Genomic DNA, 15,258 nt, shown 5'->3' with positions numbered 1-15,258 from the left:
GGGTCATGACCGATACCGCTATCGCTTTTACCGGCCGGACGCTAGGTTCCCTGCTTTATCATCCGCCATTCTCGCAGCATAACGTCGCCTTGCTGGAAGCACTGGCTAAATCAGACTGGGCTGCCGACTGGCCAGTATCAATATCCGAATCCACTGTCGGACTGATACGCCAGGGACTTGACTCGACCTGGCGGCAACAGTTGGCGATGGCCTATCAGCAGCTGTTTATCGGCCCCGATGCGCTGCCCGCCCCGCCGTGGGGATCGGTCTACCTGGACCGGGAAAGCGTACTGTTCGGCGAATCGACGCTGGCGCTGCGTCAGTGGCTGCATCAGCAGGGGATAGCCGCCCTGTCGCCGCCTACCGAGCCGGAAGATCACATTGGCTTACTGCTGATGCTGGCGGCCTGGCTGGCGGAAAACGACACCGAAGCGCTGGCTGTGCTGCTCGAGCAGCATCTGCTGCCCTGGGCCGGACGTTATCTTACCCTGCTGGAGGCTGGCGCCGACCATCCCTTCTATCAGGGCGTCGCGCAATTGGCGCAGGCAACGCTTGCCGACTGGCGGCAACGGTGTCGGGCCGAACCCTGTTCGTCCAGGCTGTATTGCTGAGCGACGGTCGGCACAGCTGCAGCGGCCGGTCTGGCTAACGCAGGTGTATTGCTGAGCGGCGGTCGGCACAGCTGCAGCGGCCGTTCTGGCTAACGCAGGCGAATAATCGGCGCGTTGGACAGATCGTCATTGCCGCTGAAGGTCATCACCTGCTGGCCGGCCCGCAGACCGGCCGCAACCTCTGAATGTAACCTTCCGCGGCGCTTGATTGTGACCGGCGTGCGCAGCGCCTGCTGGCTTTGCCGCTGATAGAGGTAGACATAGTTGCGGCCCTGAACACTGAACAGCGCCGCGGTCGGGATCACCAGCGCATCCCGGCCCAGGGCCATGGACATTTCCACATCCAGCGACTGGCCCCGTTTAAGCGTCATTTTTTCGCCCTTGACCGGCTTAAGCATCGCTTTGAACTTTCCCTTCTCCACCACCGGCAGTACCGAGTGAATCACCAGGGGAATCTGCCGCTCGCCGATGCGGGCGGTAACTCGCTCCGGCGGAATAAAATTATCCAGATAAAACTCACTGAAATAGGCTTCAAAATAGTAGTCGTTCAGATTGTCCACCAGGGCTATTTTTTCGCCCGGTTTGATTTGCTGGCCCATTTTGATATCCAGCGATGAAATAACACCGTCGATCGGCGAGACAATCTCCAACTGTGACAGGCCCTCCTTGATAAGGTCCACCAGATGCATCAGTTGATTGACTGACTCGTCGATTTCCCGCATCTGTATCGGCAGCATGCTGCTTTGTTTGGCGTGGTGTTCCAGCAAAATGGCGCTGGTCTTTCGCCAATGCTCAGACTCATCCACCAGCTTTTCAAAGGTCACTTTTTCAATAATGGAGTTGTCATAAAGATGCCGGTTGCGATCGACATCCTTGGATAGCCTGAGCAGATTGTAGGCGGATTTCTGCAGTTCAAGCCGGGTATCACGGCTGTCGCGTTCCAGCAGTAGGCGCATGTTATGCAGGTTATTGATTTGTTCGGTCGCGGCGGCAATGCGCGAGGTCACCTCCAGCACGAAGTCATAGTTGGATAAGCGCACAATCACGTCGCCCCGTTTCACTTCAGCCGACGGTGCCGTGTAAATATCGGTGACCTTCCCTCCCCGGGCCGAGGACAGGATGACGCTTTGGTGCGGAATGGCGATGGCGCGCGAAACCAGCGTTTCCAGGTAAGGGCCGCGCACCACCGTATGGACCTGCGCCTGTGACCGGGGAAGGGTAACGGTGCGGTTGAACAGCAGGTAAAAACACAGCCAGCCGCAAAAGCCGACCGCCAGCAATGCCGCCGGCAACAGCGGGCGTTTTTTTCCGGCTAACCGGCGCACCATTTTCGAGATATTCATGTCCACCGGTTTTCCCTGCCATACCCTTGGGGTCAAACACGGTCGCCGGAGTCACCTTGACGAAGATGCAGGTTGGCATGACCCCTGTCGGCGCTGCTTTTAGTGATCTTATTTAGCCGACATTGATACTGTCAAGGTAATGAGTAATTAACAGATACAACTTAACCTGCTGTTTAAAGGCCATTCTTGCCGATTAATAGCGCTCCAGATCCTGCATTTATCCAGCCTGAGCCATCCATCCAGCCGGAGCCGTACAGGCCGCGGACCCGCCGGTCATACCCGCTTTTTAGTGGCGGTATCCATCCACACCGCCAGCAGCAGGATGCTCCCCTTGACGATGTACTGCCAGAAGGTCGGCACATCCAGCATGCTCATGCCATTATCCAGCGAGGCCATGATAAATGCCCCCATCACCGCGCCGGCCACGCTGCCGATACCGCCGGCCAGGCTGGTGCCGCCGATAACGCAAGCCGCAATGGCGTCCAGCTCGGCGATATTGCCCGCCGAGGGAGATCCGGCCCCAAGGCGGGAACTGAGGATGAGGCCGGCGATGGCGACCATCAGACCATTGATGGCAAAAACCGCCAGCTTGGTACGCTCCACATTAACCCCGGACAGCCGGGCGGCATCAATATTGCCGCCGATGGCATATATACGACGGCCGAAAGCGGTGCGCGTCGCCATAAACAGTCCCGCCAGCATCAGCGCCACCAGCATCAGTACCGGCGTCGGCACCCCGCGATAGTCATTAAGCAGGTAAATAGCCGCCAGCACCAGAATGGCGGTCATCGCCTGACGCGTGATATTACCGACAGGCGTCGGCACGGCCAGCCCCAGCCGCAGGCGTTTGGCACGGCGTCGCCACTGCAGGCCGACGAACAGCGCCAGACCGACAACGCCGATGCCAAAACCGACGCCGCCCGGCAGATAGCTCTGGCCAATCTGCGACATCGCCGCTGAAGTAGGGGATATAGTGGTGCCGTTGGTCAGACCGATAAGAATACCGCGAAACGCCAGCATGCCTGCCAGTGTCACAATAAACGAAGGCACCTTACGGTAAGCTACCCACCAGCCATTCCAGGCCCCGAGCAGCATACCCAACGCCAGCGTCACTGCGATGGTCAGCGGCAGCGGCCAGCCTAGCCAGACATCAAATATCGCCGCCACGCCGCCCAATAGCCCCATCATCGAGCCGACGGAAAGATCGATTTCGGCACTGATAATGACAAACACCATGCCGACCGCCAGGATGCCGGTAATGGCGGTCTGACGCAGCAGGTTAGAAATATTGCGTGCGCTAAGATAGGACCCCTCAGTAGTAAGGGTAAAAAACAGCATGATGGCGACGATAGCAGCCAGCATGACAAACACCTGCAGATTCATTGTTTTAAGCTTGCCGCCGGCGGCGGAGGCTTTGGTGTCAGACCGAAGAATTTTCGACATGGTGGTCACTCCTGAGCGCCGCTTCCATGACCTGTTCCTGGGTCAGGTCGCTATTGATAAGATCGGCTTTGATAGCCCCCTGATGCATCGCCAACACCCGGTCGCTGATGCCCAGCACCTCGGGCAGTTCAGAGGACACCACGATCACCGCGATACCCTGCTGCACCAATTGATTAATCAACAGATAGATTTCCTGCTTGGCGCCGATATCAATGCCGCGGGTCGGTTCATCCAGGATCAGAATGTCCGGGTTAAGCAACAGGCATCTGGCCAGGATCGCCTTTTGCTGGTTGCCGCCGCTGAGACGGCCGATGGCCAGCTCGGGAGACGAGGTTTTCACCCTCAGCCGCAGGATGGCATCGCGGATGGCCGCCTGTTCGGCGGCTTCATCCAGTATGCTCAACGCCCCGCTGAACTGGCCAAGCGCAGCCAGGGTAATATTGGATCCGACCGCCATCACCGGTACGATACCGTCTTTTTTACGATCTTCCGGCACCATGGCAATCCCCTCGGCCATCGCCTGCCGGCAGTGTTCAAAGCGGACCGGTCGGCCCTTGAGGGTGATGTTGCCTTCCCAGCGGCCGTGGTAACTGCCGAACAGACACTGGACCATTTCGGTGCGCCCGGAGCCGACCAGCCCGGCCACCCCGAGAATCTCGCCCTTGTGCAGGGAGAAACTGGCGTTATTGACCCGCTTGATATGCTGGTTGACGGGATGCCAGGCCGTCAGTCCCTCCACCCGAAGGATTTCTTCGCCCAGGGTGTGAGGCTGATGAGGATAGAGTTCGGTCAGCTCGCGTCCGACCATCATGGTAATCAGCGCTTCTTCGCTGAGATCGGCGGCATTACGGGTGCCGATATGCCGACCATCGCGGATGACGCTGATAACATCGGAGATCGCCATCACTTCGTTCAGTTTGTGGGAGATATAGATGCAGGCGATATCGTGGTTACGCAAATCATCGACGATATCCAGTAGAATGGCGGTTTCGCTTTCGGTGAGCGACGCCGTCGGCTCATCAAGGATCAGCAGCCGAACCTGTTTATTAAGCGCTTTGGCGATTTCAACCAGTTGCTGCTGGCCGAGGCCCAGTTCACCGACCACCGTGTCGGGACTGATATCCAGTTTAACCTGCGCCAGCATGCGCTGGCAGCGCAGGTACATATTGTCATCATCCATAACACCGTATTGACCCCATTCAGCGCCGAGGAAAATATTCTCAAGCACCGTCATCTGTTTAACCAGCGCCAATTCCTGATGGATGATGGCGATGCCTTTCTGTTCGGTATCCCTGATACCTTGCGCGAGCAGCGGTTCGCCGCCGAAGATGATCTCGCCTTGAAAGGTCCCTGACGGGTAGACGCCGGACAGCACTTTCATCAGGGTGGATTTGCCCGAGCCGTTTTCGCCGCACAATGACAGCACCTGACCGGCAGCGATGGCAATAGACACATTGTCTACCGCCTTTACCTGGCCGAACTGTTTGGTGATGTGTTTCATTTCAAGCAATATGGACGCCATGCCAAACCTCCGTTGCCGGGCTGCGGTCACGCAACCCGGCACTGCTCATCAATCGGCTTTATTCAGTCGGCGCAGCCTATTTGAGGTCCGCTTTGCTATGGAAACCGTCGGCAATCACCGTGCTGTCGATATTGCTTTTATCCACCGAAACCGGCGTAAGCAGATAGGCGGGGATATCCTTCAGGCCGTTATTCAGCTTGGCATTGGACGCAGGCTGTTTGCCATTGCCCAGCTCAACCGCGATCTCGGCTGCCTGGGTCGCCAACTGCTTGATAGGCTTATAGACCGTCATGGTCTGGGTACCCTGTTCAATGCGTTTGATCGCGGCCAGGTCGGCATCCTGGCCGGAGATGGCGACTTTACCCGCCAATCCCTGGGCCGCCAACGCCTGAATGGCGCCGCCGGCGGTGGCATCGTTGGAGGCCACCACCGCATCAATGTTGTTGCTGTTGGCAGTCAACGCATTTTCCATGATTTTCAACGCATTTTCAGGTAACCAGCCATCGGCCCATTGGTCGCCCACGACTTTAATTTTGCCGCTGTCGATAAGGGGTTTAAGCACATTCATCTGTCCGGCGCGGAACAGTTTGGCGTTGTTATCAACCGGCGAACCGCCCATCAGAAAATAGTTACCTTGGGGAACCCGGCTGACGATGCTCTGCGCCTGCAGCTCACCGACTTTTTCATTATCAAAGGAGATATAAAAATCCACATCGGCATTATTGATCATCCGATCATAAGCCAATACCTTGATACCTTCCCGCTTGGCCTCAGCAATAACATTACTTAATACTTGCCCGTTATAGGGAATAATGACCAGTACATCGACGCCGCGGTTGATCATATTTTCAACCTGTGACATCTGCGTTTCTTCATTACCGTTAGCCGACTGGACAAAAACGTCGGCACCCAGCGATTGGGCTTTGGCGACGAAAATATCGCGGTCTTTTTGCCAGCGTTCAAGGCGCAAATCGTCAACCGCCATGCCGATTTTGACTTGCTTGGACATTCCGGGATGGCTTACCAGCACAAGCGTTGCACAAACAGAAAGTAAGAAGGTTTTCAGTTTCATGTTAATTCCTTAAGTGACTTATAGCACCGGTATTTCAGCCACCGGATATGTACTAACAGGATTATGATTCAACATTTATCTAATAAGGAAGGTGTAGGGTTATGGCTGTCTGTATTTTGCCTCCGTAGTATTGAGGGCGAAAATAAATTGCAGCAATTGCAAATTTTCACAATGCGATTACGATATTTAACTGAAATGCAGGTTCTGTGAGCTATGCCTTATTTTGTCGCCACCGTTTGCCAACGCTAATCCGCTGCTGCCATGTGATCGCGCCCACAATTAATAATTTCATGAATCACAATGTGAAATAACGTAATTGATCGACAATGGAGATGTTACCAGAATCGCATTACGTTAATTATCCAGCGCATTAATGATTCACCGATGAGTGCGCCGGATCCTGTCCGCTTTAGTCCGGACTGTATGGTTTACAAGGAGCCAGCCCTATGTCGCCGTATTTTGATAAAATCGAGAAAATTCGTTTTGAAGGCCTGCAAAGCCGCAATCCACTGGCTTTTCGTCACTACAATCCGGATGAAATCATTCTGGGCAAGCGCATGGAAGATCATCTGCGCTTTGCCGCCTGTTACTGGCACACTTTCTGCTGGGGCGGTACCGATATGTTTGGCACCGATGCCTTCGACCGGCCGTGGCAGCATAGCGGCGATGCATTGGCCCAGGCGCGGCTGAAAGCGGATGTGGCCTTCGAGTTTTTCAGCAAGCTGGATGTCCCCTATTACTGCTTCCACGACGTGGATGTGTCGCCTCAGGGCAATTCCATTAAAGAATACCGCAACAACTTTGCCGCCATGACCGACGTTTTGGCGCAAAAACAGCAGCAGACCGGGGTAAAGCTGCTGTGGGGCACGGCTAACTGCTTCTCCCACCCGCGCTACGGTGCCGGGGCGGCGACCAATCCAGACCCGGAAGTGTTCGCCTGGGCGGCGACCCAGGTATTCAGCGCCATGGCCGCGACCGAGAAACTGGGCGGTGAAAACTATGTCTTATGGGGTGGCCGCGAAGGCTATGAAACGTTGCTTAATACCGACTTGCGCCAGGAACGCGAGCAAATCGGCCGGTTTATGCAGCTGGTGGTCGAGCATAAGCATAAAATAGGTTTCCAGGGCACGCTGCTGATTGAACCCAAGCCTCAGGAACCGACCAAGCACCAGTACGACTATGATGTCGCTACGGTGTATGGCTTCCTGAAACAGTTCGGGCTGGAAAAAGAAATCCGCGTCAATGTGGAAGCCAACCACGCGACCCTGGCCGGTCATTCATTCCATCATGAAATCGCTACCGCCATTGCGCTGGGTGTGCTGGGATCGATTGATGCCAACCGGGGCGACCCGCAGCTGGGCTGGGATACCGATCAATTCCCGAACAGCGTGGAAGAGAATGCGCTGGTGATGCTGGAGGTACTGAAAGCCGGCGGTTTCACCACCGGCGGGCTGAATTTTGATGCCAAAGTACGTCGCCAGAGCACCGACCGCTACGATCTGTTCCACGGCCATATCGGTGGTATGGATACCCTGGCGCTCAGCCTGAAAATCGCCGCCAAAATGATTGAAGACGGCCGTCTGGAGCAGGCGGTCAAGGATCGTTATGCCGGCTGGAATGGTGAGCTGGGCCAACGTATTCTGCAGGGCAACCTGTCGCTGAGCGAACTGGCGCAGTATACCGAACACCATTCCCTGGCGCCGACTCACCGCAGCGGCCAGCAAGAACTGCTGGAAAACCTGGTTAATCAGGCCCTGTTCGGTTAAGGGCATTGTCAGCCGCCCGGTCTTTTTTCCCGGCCGGGCGGCTCTTACTCACACCCTGGGGCACGATATGTACATCGGTATCGACCTGGGCACGTCTGGCGTCAAAGCCATTCTGCTCAATGAACAACAGCAGATCCTGGGCAGTCATACCGAAAAACTGTCCATTTCCCGGCCTCATTCCCTCTGGTCAGAACAACATCCCCAGCAGTGGTGGCAGGCTACCGACCGGGCGATGCAGGCCCTCGGCGCTGAACACGACCTGCGCCAGGTGCGCGCCCTAGGCCTGACCGGCCAGATGCACGGCGCAACGCTGCTTGACCGTCAACAGCAGGTGCTGCGGCCGGCGATTCTCTGGAACGATGGACGCAGTTTTGCCCAGTGCCAGGCGCTGGAGCAACAGGTTCCCGCTGCACGGCAGATTACCGGCAATCTGATGATGCCCGGTTTTACCGCACCAAAATTACGCTGGGTCGCCGAACATGAGCCGGACATTTTCGCCCGGATTGATAAAGTGCTGCTGCCGAAAGATTACCTGCGCCTGCTGATGACCGGTGAATTCGCCAGCGATATGTCCGATGCGGCGGGGACGATGTGGCTGGATGTCGGCCGGCGCGACTGGAATGATGAACTGCTGGCCGCCTGCGGGTTATCCCGGCAACAGATGCCGCGCCTGTATGAAGGCAGCCAGGTGACCGGGCAACTGCTGCCGGATCTGGCCAGCCGCTGGGGCATGGCCTCGGTGCCGGTGATTGCCGGCGGCGGCGATAATGCCGCCGGCGCAATCGGGGTCGGGGTTTATCGCCAGGGCCAGGCAATGCTGTCGCTGGGCACCTCGGGGGTTTATTTTGCCGTCAGTGATGGCTTTCTCAGTAATCCGGAAAAGGCGGTGCACAGCTTTTGTCACGCCCTGCCGAACACCTGGCACCTGATGTCGGTGATGCTCAGTGCCGCGTCCTGCCTGGACTGGGCTGCACGGTTAACCGGCCTGGGCACCGTACCGGCCCTGCTTGACGCCGCGTCCCGCTGCCGGGAAGACGGCGCGCCGCTGGTGTTCCTGCCCTATCTTTCCGGCGAACGGACGCCGCATAATAATCCCAACGCCACCGGGGCCTTCTGGGGATTGACCCACGATCACGGACCGGCCGAACTGGCGCGTGCGGTAGTCGAAGGCGTCAGCTTCGGCCTGGCCGACGGCATGGATGTGCTGCATGAAACCGGCCTGCGGCCAGACAGTATCACACTGATTGGCGGTGGCGCACGCAGCCAATATTGGCGGCAGTTGCTGGCCGATGTCAGCGGCCAGCAGCTTGCCTACCGCACCGGCGGCGATGTGGGTCCGGCGCTGGGCGCCGCCCGGCTGGCGCAGCTGAGTTGCCATCCGGGCAGCGACTGGGCAGATCTGCTGCCTGCCTTGCCGCTGGAGGCCAGCTACGTGCCGGATGCGGGTCGCCATCAGGCTTACCAGCAACGCCGGCAGCTGTTCAGCGCCTTTTATCAGCAGATTGCCGCCGGGTTTCCGCTCGGTCAATAACGCCGCCGACCCAGGCGGCTAGAGCGCTGGCGGCGCTCTGATACCCGTGCGCCGGAATTTGTACCCATTTTGTTAACTGGCGCACACTACGTCGATTTTTTGTCAAGGATCAACGGTATATCCTGATTCACGGTCGATTGAGGCGAGAGTACCCATATGTTTGAAAAGCGTTATCGTATTACTTTGTTATTTAATGCCAACAAAGTGTATGACCGCCAGGTTGTCGAAGGTGTGGGCGAATATCTGCAAGCATCGCAGTGTGATTGGGACATTTTTATCGAGGAAGATTTCCGTTATCGCATCAGCCGCATCAAAGAGTGGTTAGGCGATGGCGTGATCGCTGATTTCGATGATAAAGAGGTGGAGAACCTGCTCAGCGACGTTTCGGTGCCGATTATCGGTGTCGGAGGCTCGTACCAGCGGGCGGAAGATTATCCTGCCGTTCACTATATCGCCACCGATAACCATGCGCTGGTGGAGAGCGCCTTTATGCACCTGAAGGAGAAGGGCCTGAACCGCTTTGCGTTCTATGGCCTGCCTGCCAGCAGCGGCAAGCGCTGGTCCCAGGAACGCGAAACCGCCTTTCGCAAGCTCACTGCCCAGGAATATCATCAGCCGATTGTCTATCAGGGCGTGGAAACGGCGCTGGATAATTGGCAGCACGCCCAAAACCGGCTGGCCGACTGGCTCCAGTCTCTGCCGCCACATACCGGGATCATTGCCGTTACCGACGCCCGGGCGCGCCATCTGCTGCAGGTCTGTGAGCATCTGAATATCGCGGTGCCCGAAAAGCTCTGCGTTATCGGCATCGATAATGAGGAACTGGCCCGCTGCCTGTCCCGCGTCCCGCTGTCGTCGGTGGCCCAGGGTACCCGGCAAATGGGCTACCAGGCCGCCAAGCTGCTGCACCAGTTGCTTAATCAGTCGCCATTACCGCCCCAGCGTATTCTGCTGCCGCCGCTGAAGGTGGTAGCACGGCGTTCAACCGATTTCCGTTCACTGCGTGACCCGGCGGTCATCCAGGCGATGCACTATATTCGCTATCACGCCTGCAAAGGCATCAAGGTGGAACAGGTGCTCGATGTGGTCGGCATGTCCCGTTCCAATCTGGAAAAACGCTTCAAGGATGAGACCGGGAAAACCATCCACAATGCTATCCATGAAGAGAAGCTGGACAGTGCCCGCAATCTGCTGATTTCTACCTCATTAACCATCAACGAAGTGTCGCAGATGTGTGGTTACCCTTCGCTGCAGTATTTTTACTCAGTATTCAAGAAAGGGTTTGAGTTCACGCCCAAGGAATATAGGGATAAATACGGTGAAACCTCTTATCAGGCATCCTGACTATTCGGCATTTTAATAAAGGATCCATTTATTATTTCCAACAGCCGCCCTGACAATCAATAGGGCGGTTTTTTATTATTCATACTCTAAATAATATTAAACACTAAGAGCATCTCGTTACAATGTGAACTCGACTGCATACTCAATGCAAGTCTAAAAATCAATGAAATATACTTGCGGCTGAAATAGCAATTTTAAACGTGCCTCGGCAAAGGCTATATTATATGAACCTTTATTGGCATAAGGTATTTCTTTAAGGAGTCTACCCGCTTAATTACCCATACCACAAGTTACAGGAAGAACACTATGCCATGGACATATAATCAACGTGTAGGGTCGTTGTGCCACAATGGCAACTTTATCGAAAAGGGATATTCTGGCGCCGCCCCTTATAAAAATGACCCTGCCGCCCAGTCTATTCCCTTCAAAGGACCCATACCCAGAGGGGTTTATAATATAACCCACGCAACTCACAGCAAAGGACCGCTGACTATTGTGCTGGAGCCTAAGCCTGCCACCAACACGTTTGGTCGCAGCCTGTTCCGCATCCATGGGGAAAGCAAAATTTCGCCGGGCAATGCGTCGCAGGGCTGTATTATCGTCGGTGCGGATACAAGAAGCGCCATTATGGAAAGTAACGACAGGGAGTTGATTGTCAAATGAAGAACGCACTACTGCTGTATATGCTGGTAATACCGCTGCCCGGACTGGCTTTTGTGTCGGAGGTGCCGCAAACCTGCAGCGGCCTCAATAACTGGGCACCGCGCATGGCGATGCAGGCCCTGCAGAATGCAAATATACTTGAACAGAGTGATATTGCCCCTGAAAGGAGTAAGAATGAACTGTTGCATTCAGAAAAAGTGGATAATCCCAAGAATAAAAACCTGCCGCTGTATCGCCTGGTACAAAAGCTCACGCTATATAGTGCGAAGGATGGTTCACGCTATGAAATGCTGACCGTAAGCCTGGCCAGCAGCGAGGAGTGTTCCATGGATCAGCCGGGCATCATGCTATTTGCTCGCCATTATCCGCGTCTGCTCTGATGTGCGGTTCTCGCTAGCGGTCGCCACAGCACCGTGTTATTCGGCCCCGTCAGGCATTTGCCGTCAGGAGAAAAACTGTCTTTGCAGACATCCCCTGGCCTGACGGCCTAGCAGTCCTGCGTCAATTGCCGGCCTTTTGCCGAATGGCCTGGATATGGCCGATATTGTCTTCAATCCAATCAGCCAACCCCTCCACCCGTTGAGCCGCCTCCCGGCCTAGGCCGCTCAGACTGTATTCCACATGCGGCGGCATCACCTGCAGGGAGCGGCGTATGACCAATCCGTCCTCCTCCAGACACTGCAGCGTCTGGGCCAGCATCTTTTCACTGACGCCGCCGATCGCCCGACGCAGCTCGCTAAACCGGCTGGTCCGCTGTGAGAGGCTGATAAGCACCAGCACGCCCCAGCGGCTGGTCATATGCCGCAATACGTCGCGTGAGGGGCAATTGGCGCTCATCAGGTCGCCCCGGCGCATTTGCTGGGCCAGCGACAGCCTGCTGTTATCGTTCGGGCCAGACTGCGCATCCTCATTATCTTTCATGATACTTACCTTTTTGTAGGTACTTACTTATAGAAAGTATAATGGATATGATGGGATTTCCAAACTTTTACGGAGAGAATAATGATGATAACCGTCACCGGCGCCACCGGCCAACTGGGCCGCCTGGTCATGACTGAATTATTGCACACCGTTCCCGCCTCAGCACTCACGGCAGTGGTGCGGAATCTGGAAAAAGCCAGCGAACTGGCGGCGCTGGGGGTTAACCTGCGCCAGGCTGACTATAGCCGGCCCGAAACGCTCAAGGCAGCCTTGCAGGGAACCGACAAACTGCTGCTGATTTCTTCCAGCGAAGTCGGCCAGCGGATACAGCAGCACGGCGCGGTCATTGATGCGGCCAGAGGGGCGGGCGTCAGTCTGCTGGCCTATACCAGCCTGCTGCGGGCCGATACCAGTCCATTGGGGTTAGGCGAGGAACACCGCGCCACCGAGGCGCTGCTGCGCGAGTCCGGCCTGCCGGTAGTGCTGCTGCGCAACGGCTGGTACAGCGAAAACTATGCGGCCGGCATTCCGGCGGCACTGGCACACGGCGCACTGACCGGCTCAGCAGGCAACGGTCGCATCGCCTCAGCCACCCGGGCTGATTTCGCGGCGGCGGCGGCGGCGGTTCTGACCGGTGAAAACCAGGCGGGTAAAGTCTATGAACTGGCCGGCGATGAAGCCTATACCCTGACGGAACTGGCGGCGCTTATCAGCCGCCTGTCGGGCAAAACCATCGGCTATCATGATGTGCCCTGGCAGCAGTATAAGGCGCTGCTTGAACAGGCCGGATTGCCTGAGCCGATTGCCGCGCTGCTGGCGGACTCGGATGCAGGCGCCGCCAAGGGCGGGCTGTATGACGACGGACACCGGTTAAGCAGCCTGATTGGCAGGCCGACCACGCCTATCGCCGACGTGGTGGCACAAACGCTGGCATCCGCCTTATAGCGGCTTAAGCTCGACCAGCACCACTGACGCCAGCAAAGCAATCAGGGTAAAGGCGGCCGCATGGCGTAAAATAGCCGGGGCGATCAGGGTATTTTGCGCCAGGCTGCGGCGCATGGCGCCCGACTGCATGCCGTGTAGCGCAGACAGCCCCAAAACGAAAACGCCTTTCAACAGCAGCGAGGCGGAAGGCGGCCAGTTTCCCATCATGGTGAGGGCCACCCCGGTTATCCAGGTCAGGATCATCGCCGGCAGGGTGACTTTGCGGTTCCAGCCTGAAATGGCCTCAAGCAAGCGCACCGATGAAGCCATTCCAGCTGCCGGGGCTTTTTGCCAGGCGGTCATGGCCACCGCCAGAATCAGCATGCCGCCAATCCATAACGTCATCACCACGATGTGCAGCGCTTTAATCAGCATATAGGTCATCATAGCCATTGTTCCTTTACTGAGTCAGTGTTAGCGGCCGGAGGCGGTTGCCCGCCGACGGATCATGCCGGTATTGAAAAAAGTGCCGAAAGGCACGAAAGCAAGAATTAACAGCCTGACAACCTCGGCTTTGCGCCATAAGCCGCCTGAGGCGCTGTTCACCACCATCCAGGCATAAAACAGGAAAGCCAAGCCGTGGATCGGCCCCATTACGCTGACCGGTTGGGGAACGCCAGCCAGATGTTTTAGCGGAACGGCGATACAGACCAGCAACACCAGCGTGGTGCCCTCCAGCCAAGAGGCGATACGCAAGCGTTTCAACGTAGCCATATCGGCGTCGTCCAGCAGGGTTTGGGCAGAGAGCGTCATCAGTTGAAAACCTTAAAATGAGTGGCGGTCATTCATACATTGGTGGCGACGAGATAACGACTGCTGTCGCCTTCGCGTGACACCAATTTCATTTTGCTTGAGGCCGGAAAAATGTGAGGCGTTTCAGCCCTAATTCATTAATACCTGTAAGGGCATTCTACTCATCCCCCTCTCAACGGGCAAGGCATTACCCGCGTCACACCGCCGCGGTACCCCCCTTGACCCGGCTGCATTTAACGTTAGTCTGAAAGCATGTCAGCGCGTTGCCTGGCGCCGGACTGCCGGCATAAAGATCCCTGCCTGCCTACCCTTTGGAGCGACACACATGGAATTGTCAGCATGCCGGTGGCTTAATCCGCCGCAAAAATGGCAGCTTTACCAGCACACCCTTCCGGCGATTGACACGCTCAGGGTGGTATGCCCGGGAGAACATTGATGAAATCAACGCGCCATCAGGCGATTCTGGCCTTAATGGTCCAGCAGGGACAACTTTCCGTCGATTTCCTGTCGGACCGCTTCGGCGTCAGCAAAGAGACCATCCGCCGGGATCTGAATACCCTGCAGGAGCAAGGATGGCTTATCCGCCAGCATGGCTGGGCAAAAAGGATCGACTGCAACTCTCCCGATAGCGGTGTCTCTTTTTCGGCGCGTATCAAGAGTCATTATAACCGTAAGGAAGACATCGCCGACCAGGCGCTAGCGCTGGTAGAAAGCGGGATGGTGATTGCTCTGGATGCCAGTTCCACCTGCTGGTACCTGGCGCGCAAGCTGCCTAATACCCCGCTAACGGTATTTACCAATAGCGTCAGGGTCTGCTTTGAGTTGGCGAAGAAAAGCCAGATAACCCTGATCAGTTCCGGCGGGGTATTGGAGCGCAAGTATGCCTGTTATGTGAATACCGGCTTGATTTCTTTGGTGCGGCATCTGGATATCGACGTGTTTCTCTTCTCATGCGCCGGCATCGACAAGGATGGCATGATGTGGGATTCCAATGTCTTTCATGCCGAATACAAAACCCTGTTAATGAAGAGATCCGTCCAGTCGGTGCTGCTGATGGACCAAAGCAAGCTGCGTCGCAAGAGCACGATAAAAATCGGGCCGGTTTCTGAGGTGGATCGGGTGATCACCGATACCGGCAGCCATCATTAACCCTCGCCAACTTGCTAATTTTTAAAACACTGTTTCTTTAAAAAAGAAGTAATTTTTCAATTTTTGACACTGATCTCTCCCATCTTTCTCTCTTTGCCACATCATGCAAAATCGTGGCAATAACGGGAAGGTTTAGCCAACCCCCTGGCGCTACGT

15 protein-coding genes are annotated in these 15,258 nt (G+C 56.2%); 8 read left to right on the top strand and 7 right to left on the bottom strand.

Going from position 1 to position 15,258, the window contains the following annotated elements; all coding sequences use genetic code 11:
- The first annotated feature begins 5 nt into the window (after positions 1-5).
- Positions 6-611 carry a Tat proofreading chaperone DmsD gene (gene dmsD, locus EDC52_RS10215; RefSeq protein WP_131865230.1) on the top strand — a complete coding sequence of 202 codons (606 nt, stop codon included), beginning with the start codon at positions 6-8 and terminating at the stop codon, positions 609-611.
- A gap of 89 nt (positions 612-700) precedes the next feature.
- Here dmsD and darC read toward each other — a convergent pair whose 3' ends face one another.
- From darC to xylF, 4 genes are all read right to left on the bottom strand, one after another.
- Positions 701-1,954: a darobactin export ABC transporter periplasmic adaptor subunit gene (gene darC / locus EDC52_RS10210; protein WP_131865229.1), complete on the bottom strand. Its 1,254-nt coding sequence runs from the start codon at positions 1,952-1,954 to the stop codon at positions 701-703.
- Positions 1,955-2,227: 273 nt separating this feature from the next.
- Positions 2,228-3,397 (bottom strand): xylose ABC transporter permease XylH, encoded by a 1,170-nt coding sequence (gene xylH / locus EDC52_RS10205; protein WP_131865228.1) that lies wholly within the window; start codon positions 3,395-3,397, stop codon positions 2,228-2,230.
- Positions 3,375-4,919 (bottom strand): xylose ABC transporter ATP-binding protein, encoded by a 1,545-nt coding sequence (locus EDC52_RS10200; protein WP_131865227.1) that lies wholly within the window; start codon positions 4,917-4,919, stop codon positions 3,375-3,377. Before EDC52_RS10200 ends, xylH begins: the two co-directional genes overlap by 23 nt.
- Before the next feature lie 76 nt (positions 4,920-4,995).
- Positions 4,996-5,991, bottom strand: a complete 996-nt coding sequence (xylF, locus tag EDC52_RS10195; RefSeq protein WP_131865226.1) for a D-xylose ABC transporter substrate-binding protein — start codon at positions 5,989-5,991, stop codon at positions 4,996-4,998.
- Between the two features lie 446 nt (positions 5,992-6,437).
- Between xylF and xylA the strand changes: the two genes are divergently transcribed.
- The 5 genes from xylA (at position 6,438) to EDC52_RS10170 (ending at position 11,675) form a co-directional block, all read left to right on the top strand.
- Positions 6,438-7,757: a xylose isomerase gene (gene xylA / locus EDC52_RS10190; RefSeq protein ID WP_131865225.1), complete on the top strand. Its 1,320-nt coding sequence runs from the start codon at positions 6,438-6,440 to the stop codon at positions 7,755-7,757.
- A 67-nt stretch (positions 7,758-7,824) separates the two neighbouring features.
- On the top strand, positions 7,825-9,288 hold the full coding sequence (gene xylB, locus EDC52_RS10185; RefSeq protein ID WP_131865224.1) for a xylulokinase: 1,464 nt from the start codon (positions 7,825-7,827) through the stop codon (positions 9,286-9,288).
- 156 nt (positions 9,289-9,444) lie between these two features.
- Positions 9,445-10,632, top strand: a complete 1,188-nt coding sequence (xylR, locus tag EDC52_RS10180) for a D-xylose utilization transcriptional activator XylR (protein WP_131865223.1) — start codon at positions 9,445-9,447, stop codon at positions 10,630-10,632.
- Between the two features lie 306 nt (positions 10,633-10,938).
- Entirely contained in the window at positions 10,939-11,295 is a 357-nt protein-coding gene (locus tag EDC52_RS10175; RefSeq protein WP_131865222.1) for a tlde1 domain-containing protein, read from the top strand.
- Positions 11,292-11,675, top strand: coding sequence for a hypothetical protein (locus EDC52_RS10170; RefSeq protein ID WP_131865221.1), 384 nt, complete (start codon positions 11,292-11,294; stop codon positions 11,673-11,675). Before EDC52_RS10175 ends, EDC52_RS10170 begins: the two co-directional genes overlap by 4 nt.
- Positions 11,676-11,796: 121 nt before the next feature.
- Here EDC52_RS10170 and EDC52_RS10165 read toward each other — a convergent pair whose 3' ends face one another.
- Positions 11,797-12,216: a winged helix-turn-helix transcriptional regulator gene (locus tag EDC52_RS10165; RefSeq protein ID WP_131865220.1), complete on the bottom strand. Its 420-nt coding sequence runs from the start codon at positions 12,214-12,216 to the stop codon at positions 11,797-11,799.
- 84 nt (positions 12,217-12,300) lie between these two features.
- On the opposite strand from EDC52_RS10165, the gene EDC52_RS10160 reads away from it, so the two are divergent.
- On the top strand, positions 12,301-13,161 hold the full coding sequence (locus EDC52_RS10160; protein ID WP_131865498.1) for an SDR family oxidoreductase: 861 nt from the start codon (positions 12,301-12,303) through the stop codon (positions 13,159-13,161).
- Here the strand turns inward: EDC52_RS10160 and EDC52_RS10155 are convergent.
- Positions 13,156-13,587, bottom strand: coding sequence for a CopD family protein (locus tag EDC52_RS10155; RefSeq protein ID WP_165911691.1), 432 nt, complete (start codon positions 13,585-13,587; stop codon positions 13,156-13,158). The genes EDC52_RS10160 and EDC52_RS10155 overlap by 6 nt on opposite strands.
- A 27-nt stretch (positions 13,588-13,614) precedes the next feature.
- On the bottom strand, positions 13,615-13,953 hold the full coding sequence (locus EDC52_RS10150) for a DUF3817 domain-containing protein (protein ID WP_230468011.1): 339 nt from the start codon (positions 13,951-13,953) through the stop codon (positions 13,615-13,617).
- A gap of 435 nt (positions 13,954-14,388) precedes the next feature.
- Here EDC52_RS10150 and fucR point away from each other — a divergent pair, with 435 nt between their 5' ends.
- A complete protein-coding gene (gene fucR, locus EDC52_RS10145; protein ID WP_131865218.1) occupies positions 14,389-15,102 on the top strand; it encodes an L-fucose operon activator in 714 nt (237 codons plus the stop codon).
- The last annotated feature ends 156 nt before the right edge of the window (positions 15,103-15,258 follow it).

It is taken from the genome of Biostraticola tofi (assembly GCF_004343195.1).
GTDB lineage: Bacteria > Pseudomonadota > Gammaproteobacteria > Enterobacterales > Enterobacteriaceae > Biostraticola > Biostraticola tofi.
This window is presented reverse-complemented; position numbering and strand designations above follow the sequence as displayed.

Coding starts and splice junctions, on each gene's coding strand:
- fucR (WP_131865218.1), top strand. CDS start 14,389: ATGAAATCAACGCGCCATCAGGCGATTCTGGCCTTAATGGTCCAGCAG.
- EDC52_RS10150 (WP_230468011.1), bottom strand. CDS start 13,953: ATGACGCTCTCTGCCCAAACCCTGCTGGACGACGCCGATATGGCTACG.
- dmsD (WP_131865230.1), top strand. CDS start 6: ATGACCGATACCGCTATCGCTTTTACCGGCCGGACGCTAGGTTCCCTG.
- darC (WP_131865229.1), bottom strand. CDS start 1,954: ATGAATATCTCGAAAATGGTGCGCCGGTTAGCCGGAAAAAAACGCCCG.
- EDC52_RS10200 (WP_131865227.1), bottom strand. CDS start 4,919: ATGGCGTCCATATTGCTTGAAATGAAACACATCACCAAACAGTTCGGC.
- EDC52_RS10165 (WP_131865220.1), bottom strand. CDS start 12,216: ATGAAAGATAATGAGGATGCGCAGTCTGGCCCGAACGATAACAGCAGG.
- EDC52_RS10175 (WP_131865222.1), top strand. CDS start 10,939: ATGCCATGGACATATAATCAACGTGTAGGGTCGTTGTGCCACAATGGC.
- EDC52_RS10155 (WP_165911691.1), bottom strand. CDS start 13,587: ATGATGACCTATATGCTGATTAAAGCGCTGCACATCGTGGTGATGACG.
- xylR (WP_131865223.1), top strand. CDS start 9,445: ATGTTTGAAAAGCGTTATCGTATTACTTTGTTATTTAATGCCAACAAA.
- xylA (WP_131865225.1), top strand. CDS start 6,438: ATGTCGCCGTATTTTGATAAAATCGAGAAAATTCGTTTTGAAGGCCTG.
- xylB (WP_131865224.1), top strand. CDS start 7,825: ATGTACATCGGTATCGACCTGGGCACGTCTGGCGTCAAAGCCATTCTG.
- xylH (WP_131865228.1), bottom strand. CDS start 3,397: ATGTCGAAAATTCTTCGGTCTGACACCAAAGCCTCCGCCGCCGGCGGC.
- EDC52_RS10160 (WP_131865498.1), top strand. CDS start 12,301: ATGATAACCGTCACCGGCGCCACCGGCCAACTGGGCCGCCTGGTCATG.
- EDC52_RS10170 (WP_131865221.1), top strand. CDS start 11,292: ATGAAGAACGCACTACTGCTGTATATGCTGGTAATACCGCTGCCCGGA.
- xylF (WP_131865226.1), bottom strand. CDS start 5,991: ATGAAACTGAAAACCTTCTTACTTTCTGTTTGTGCAACGCTTGTGCTG.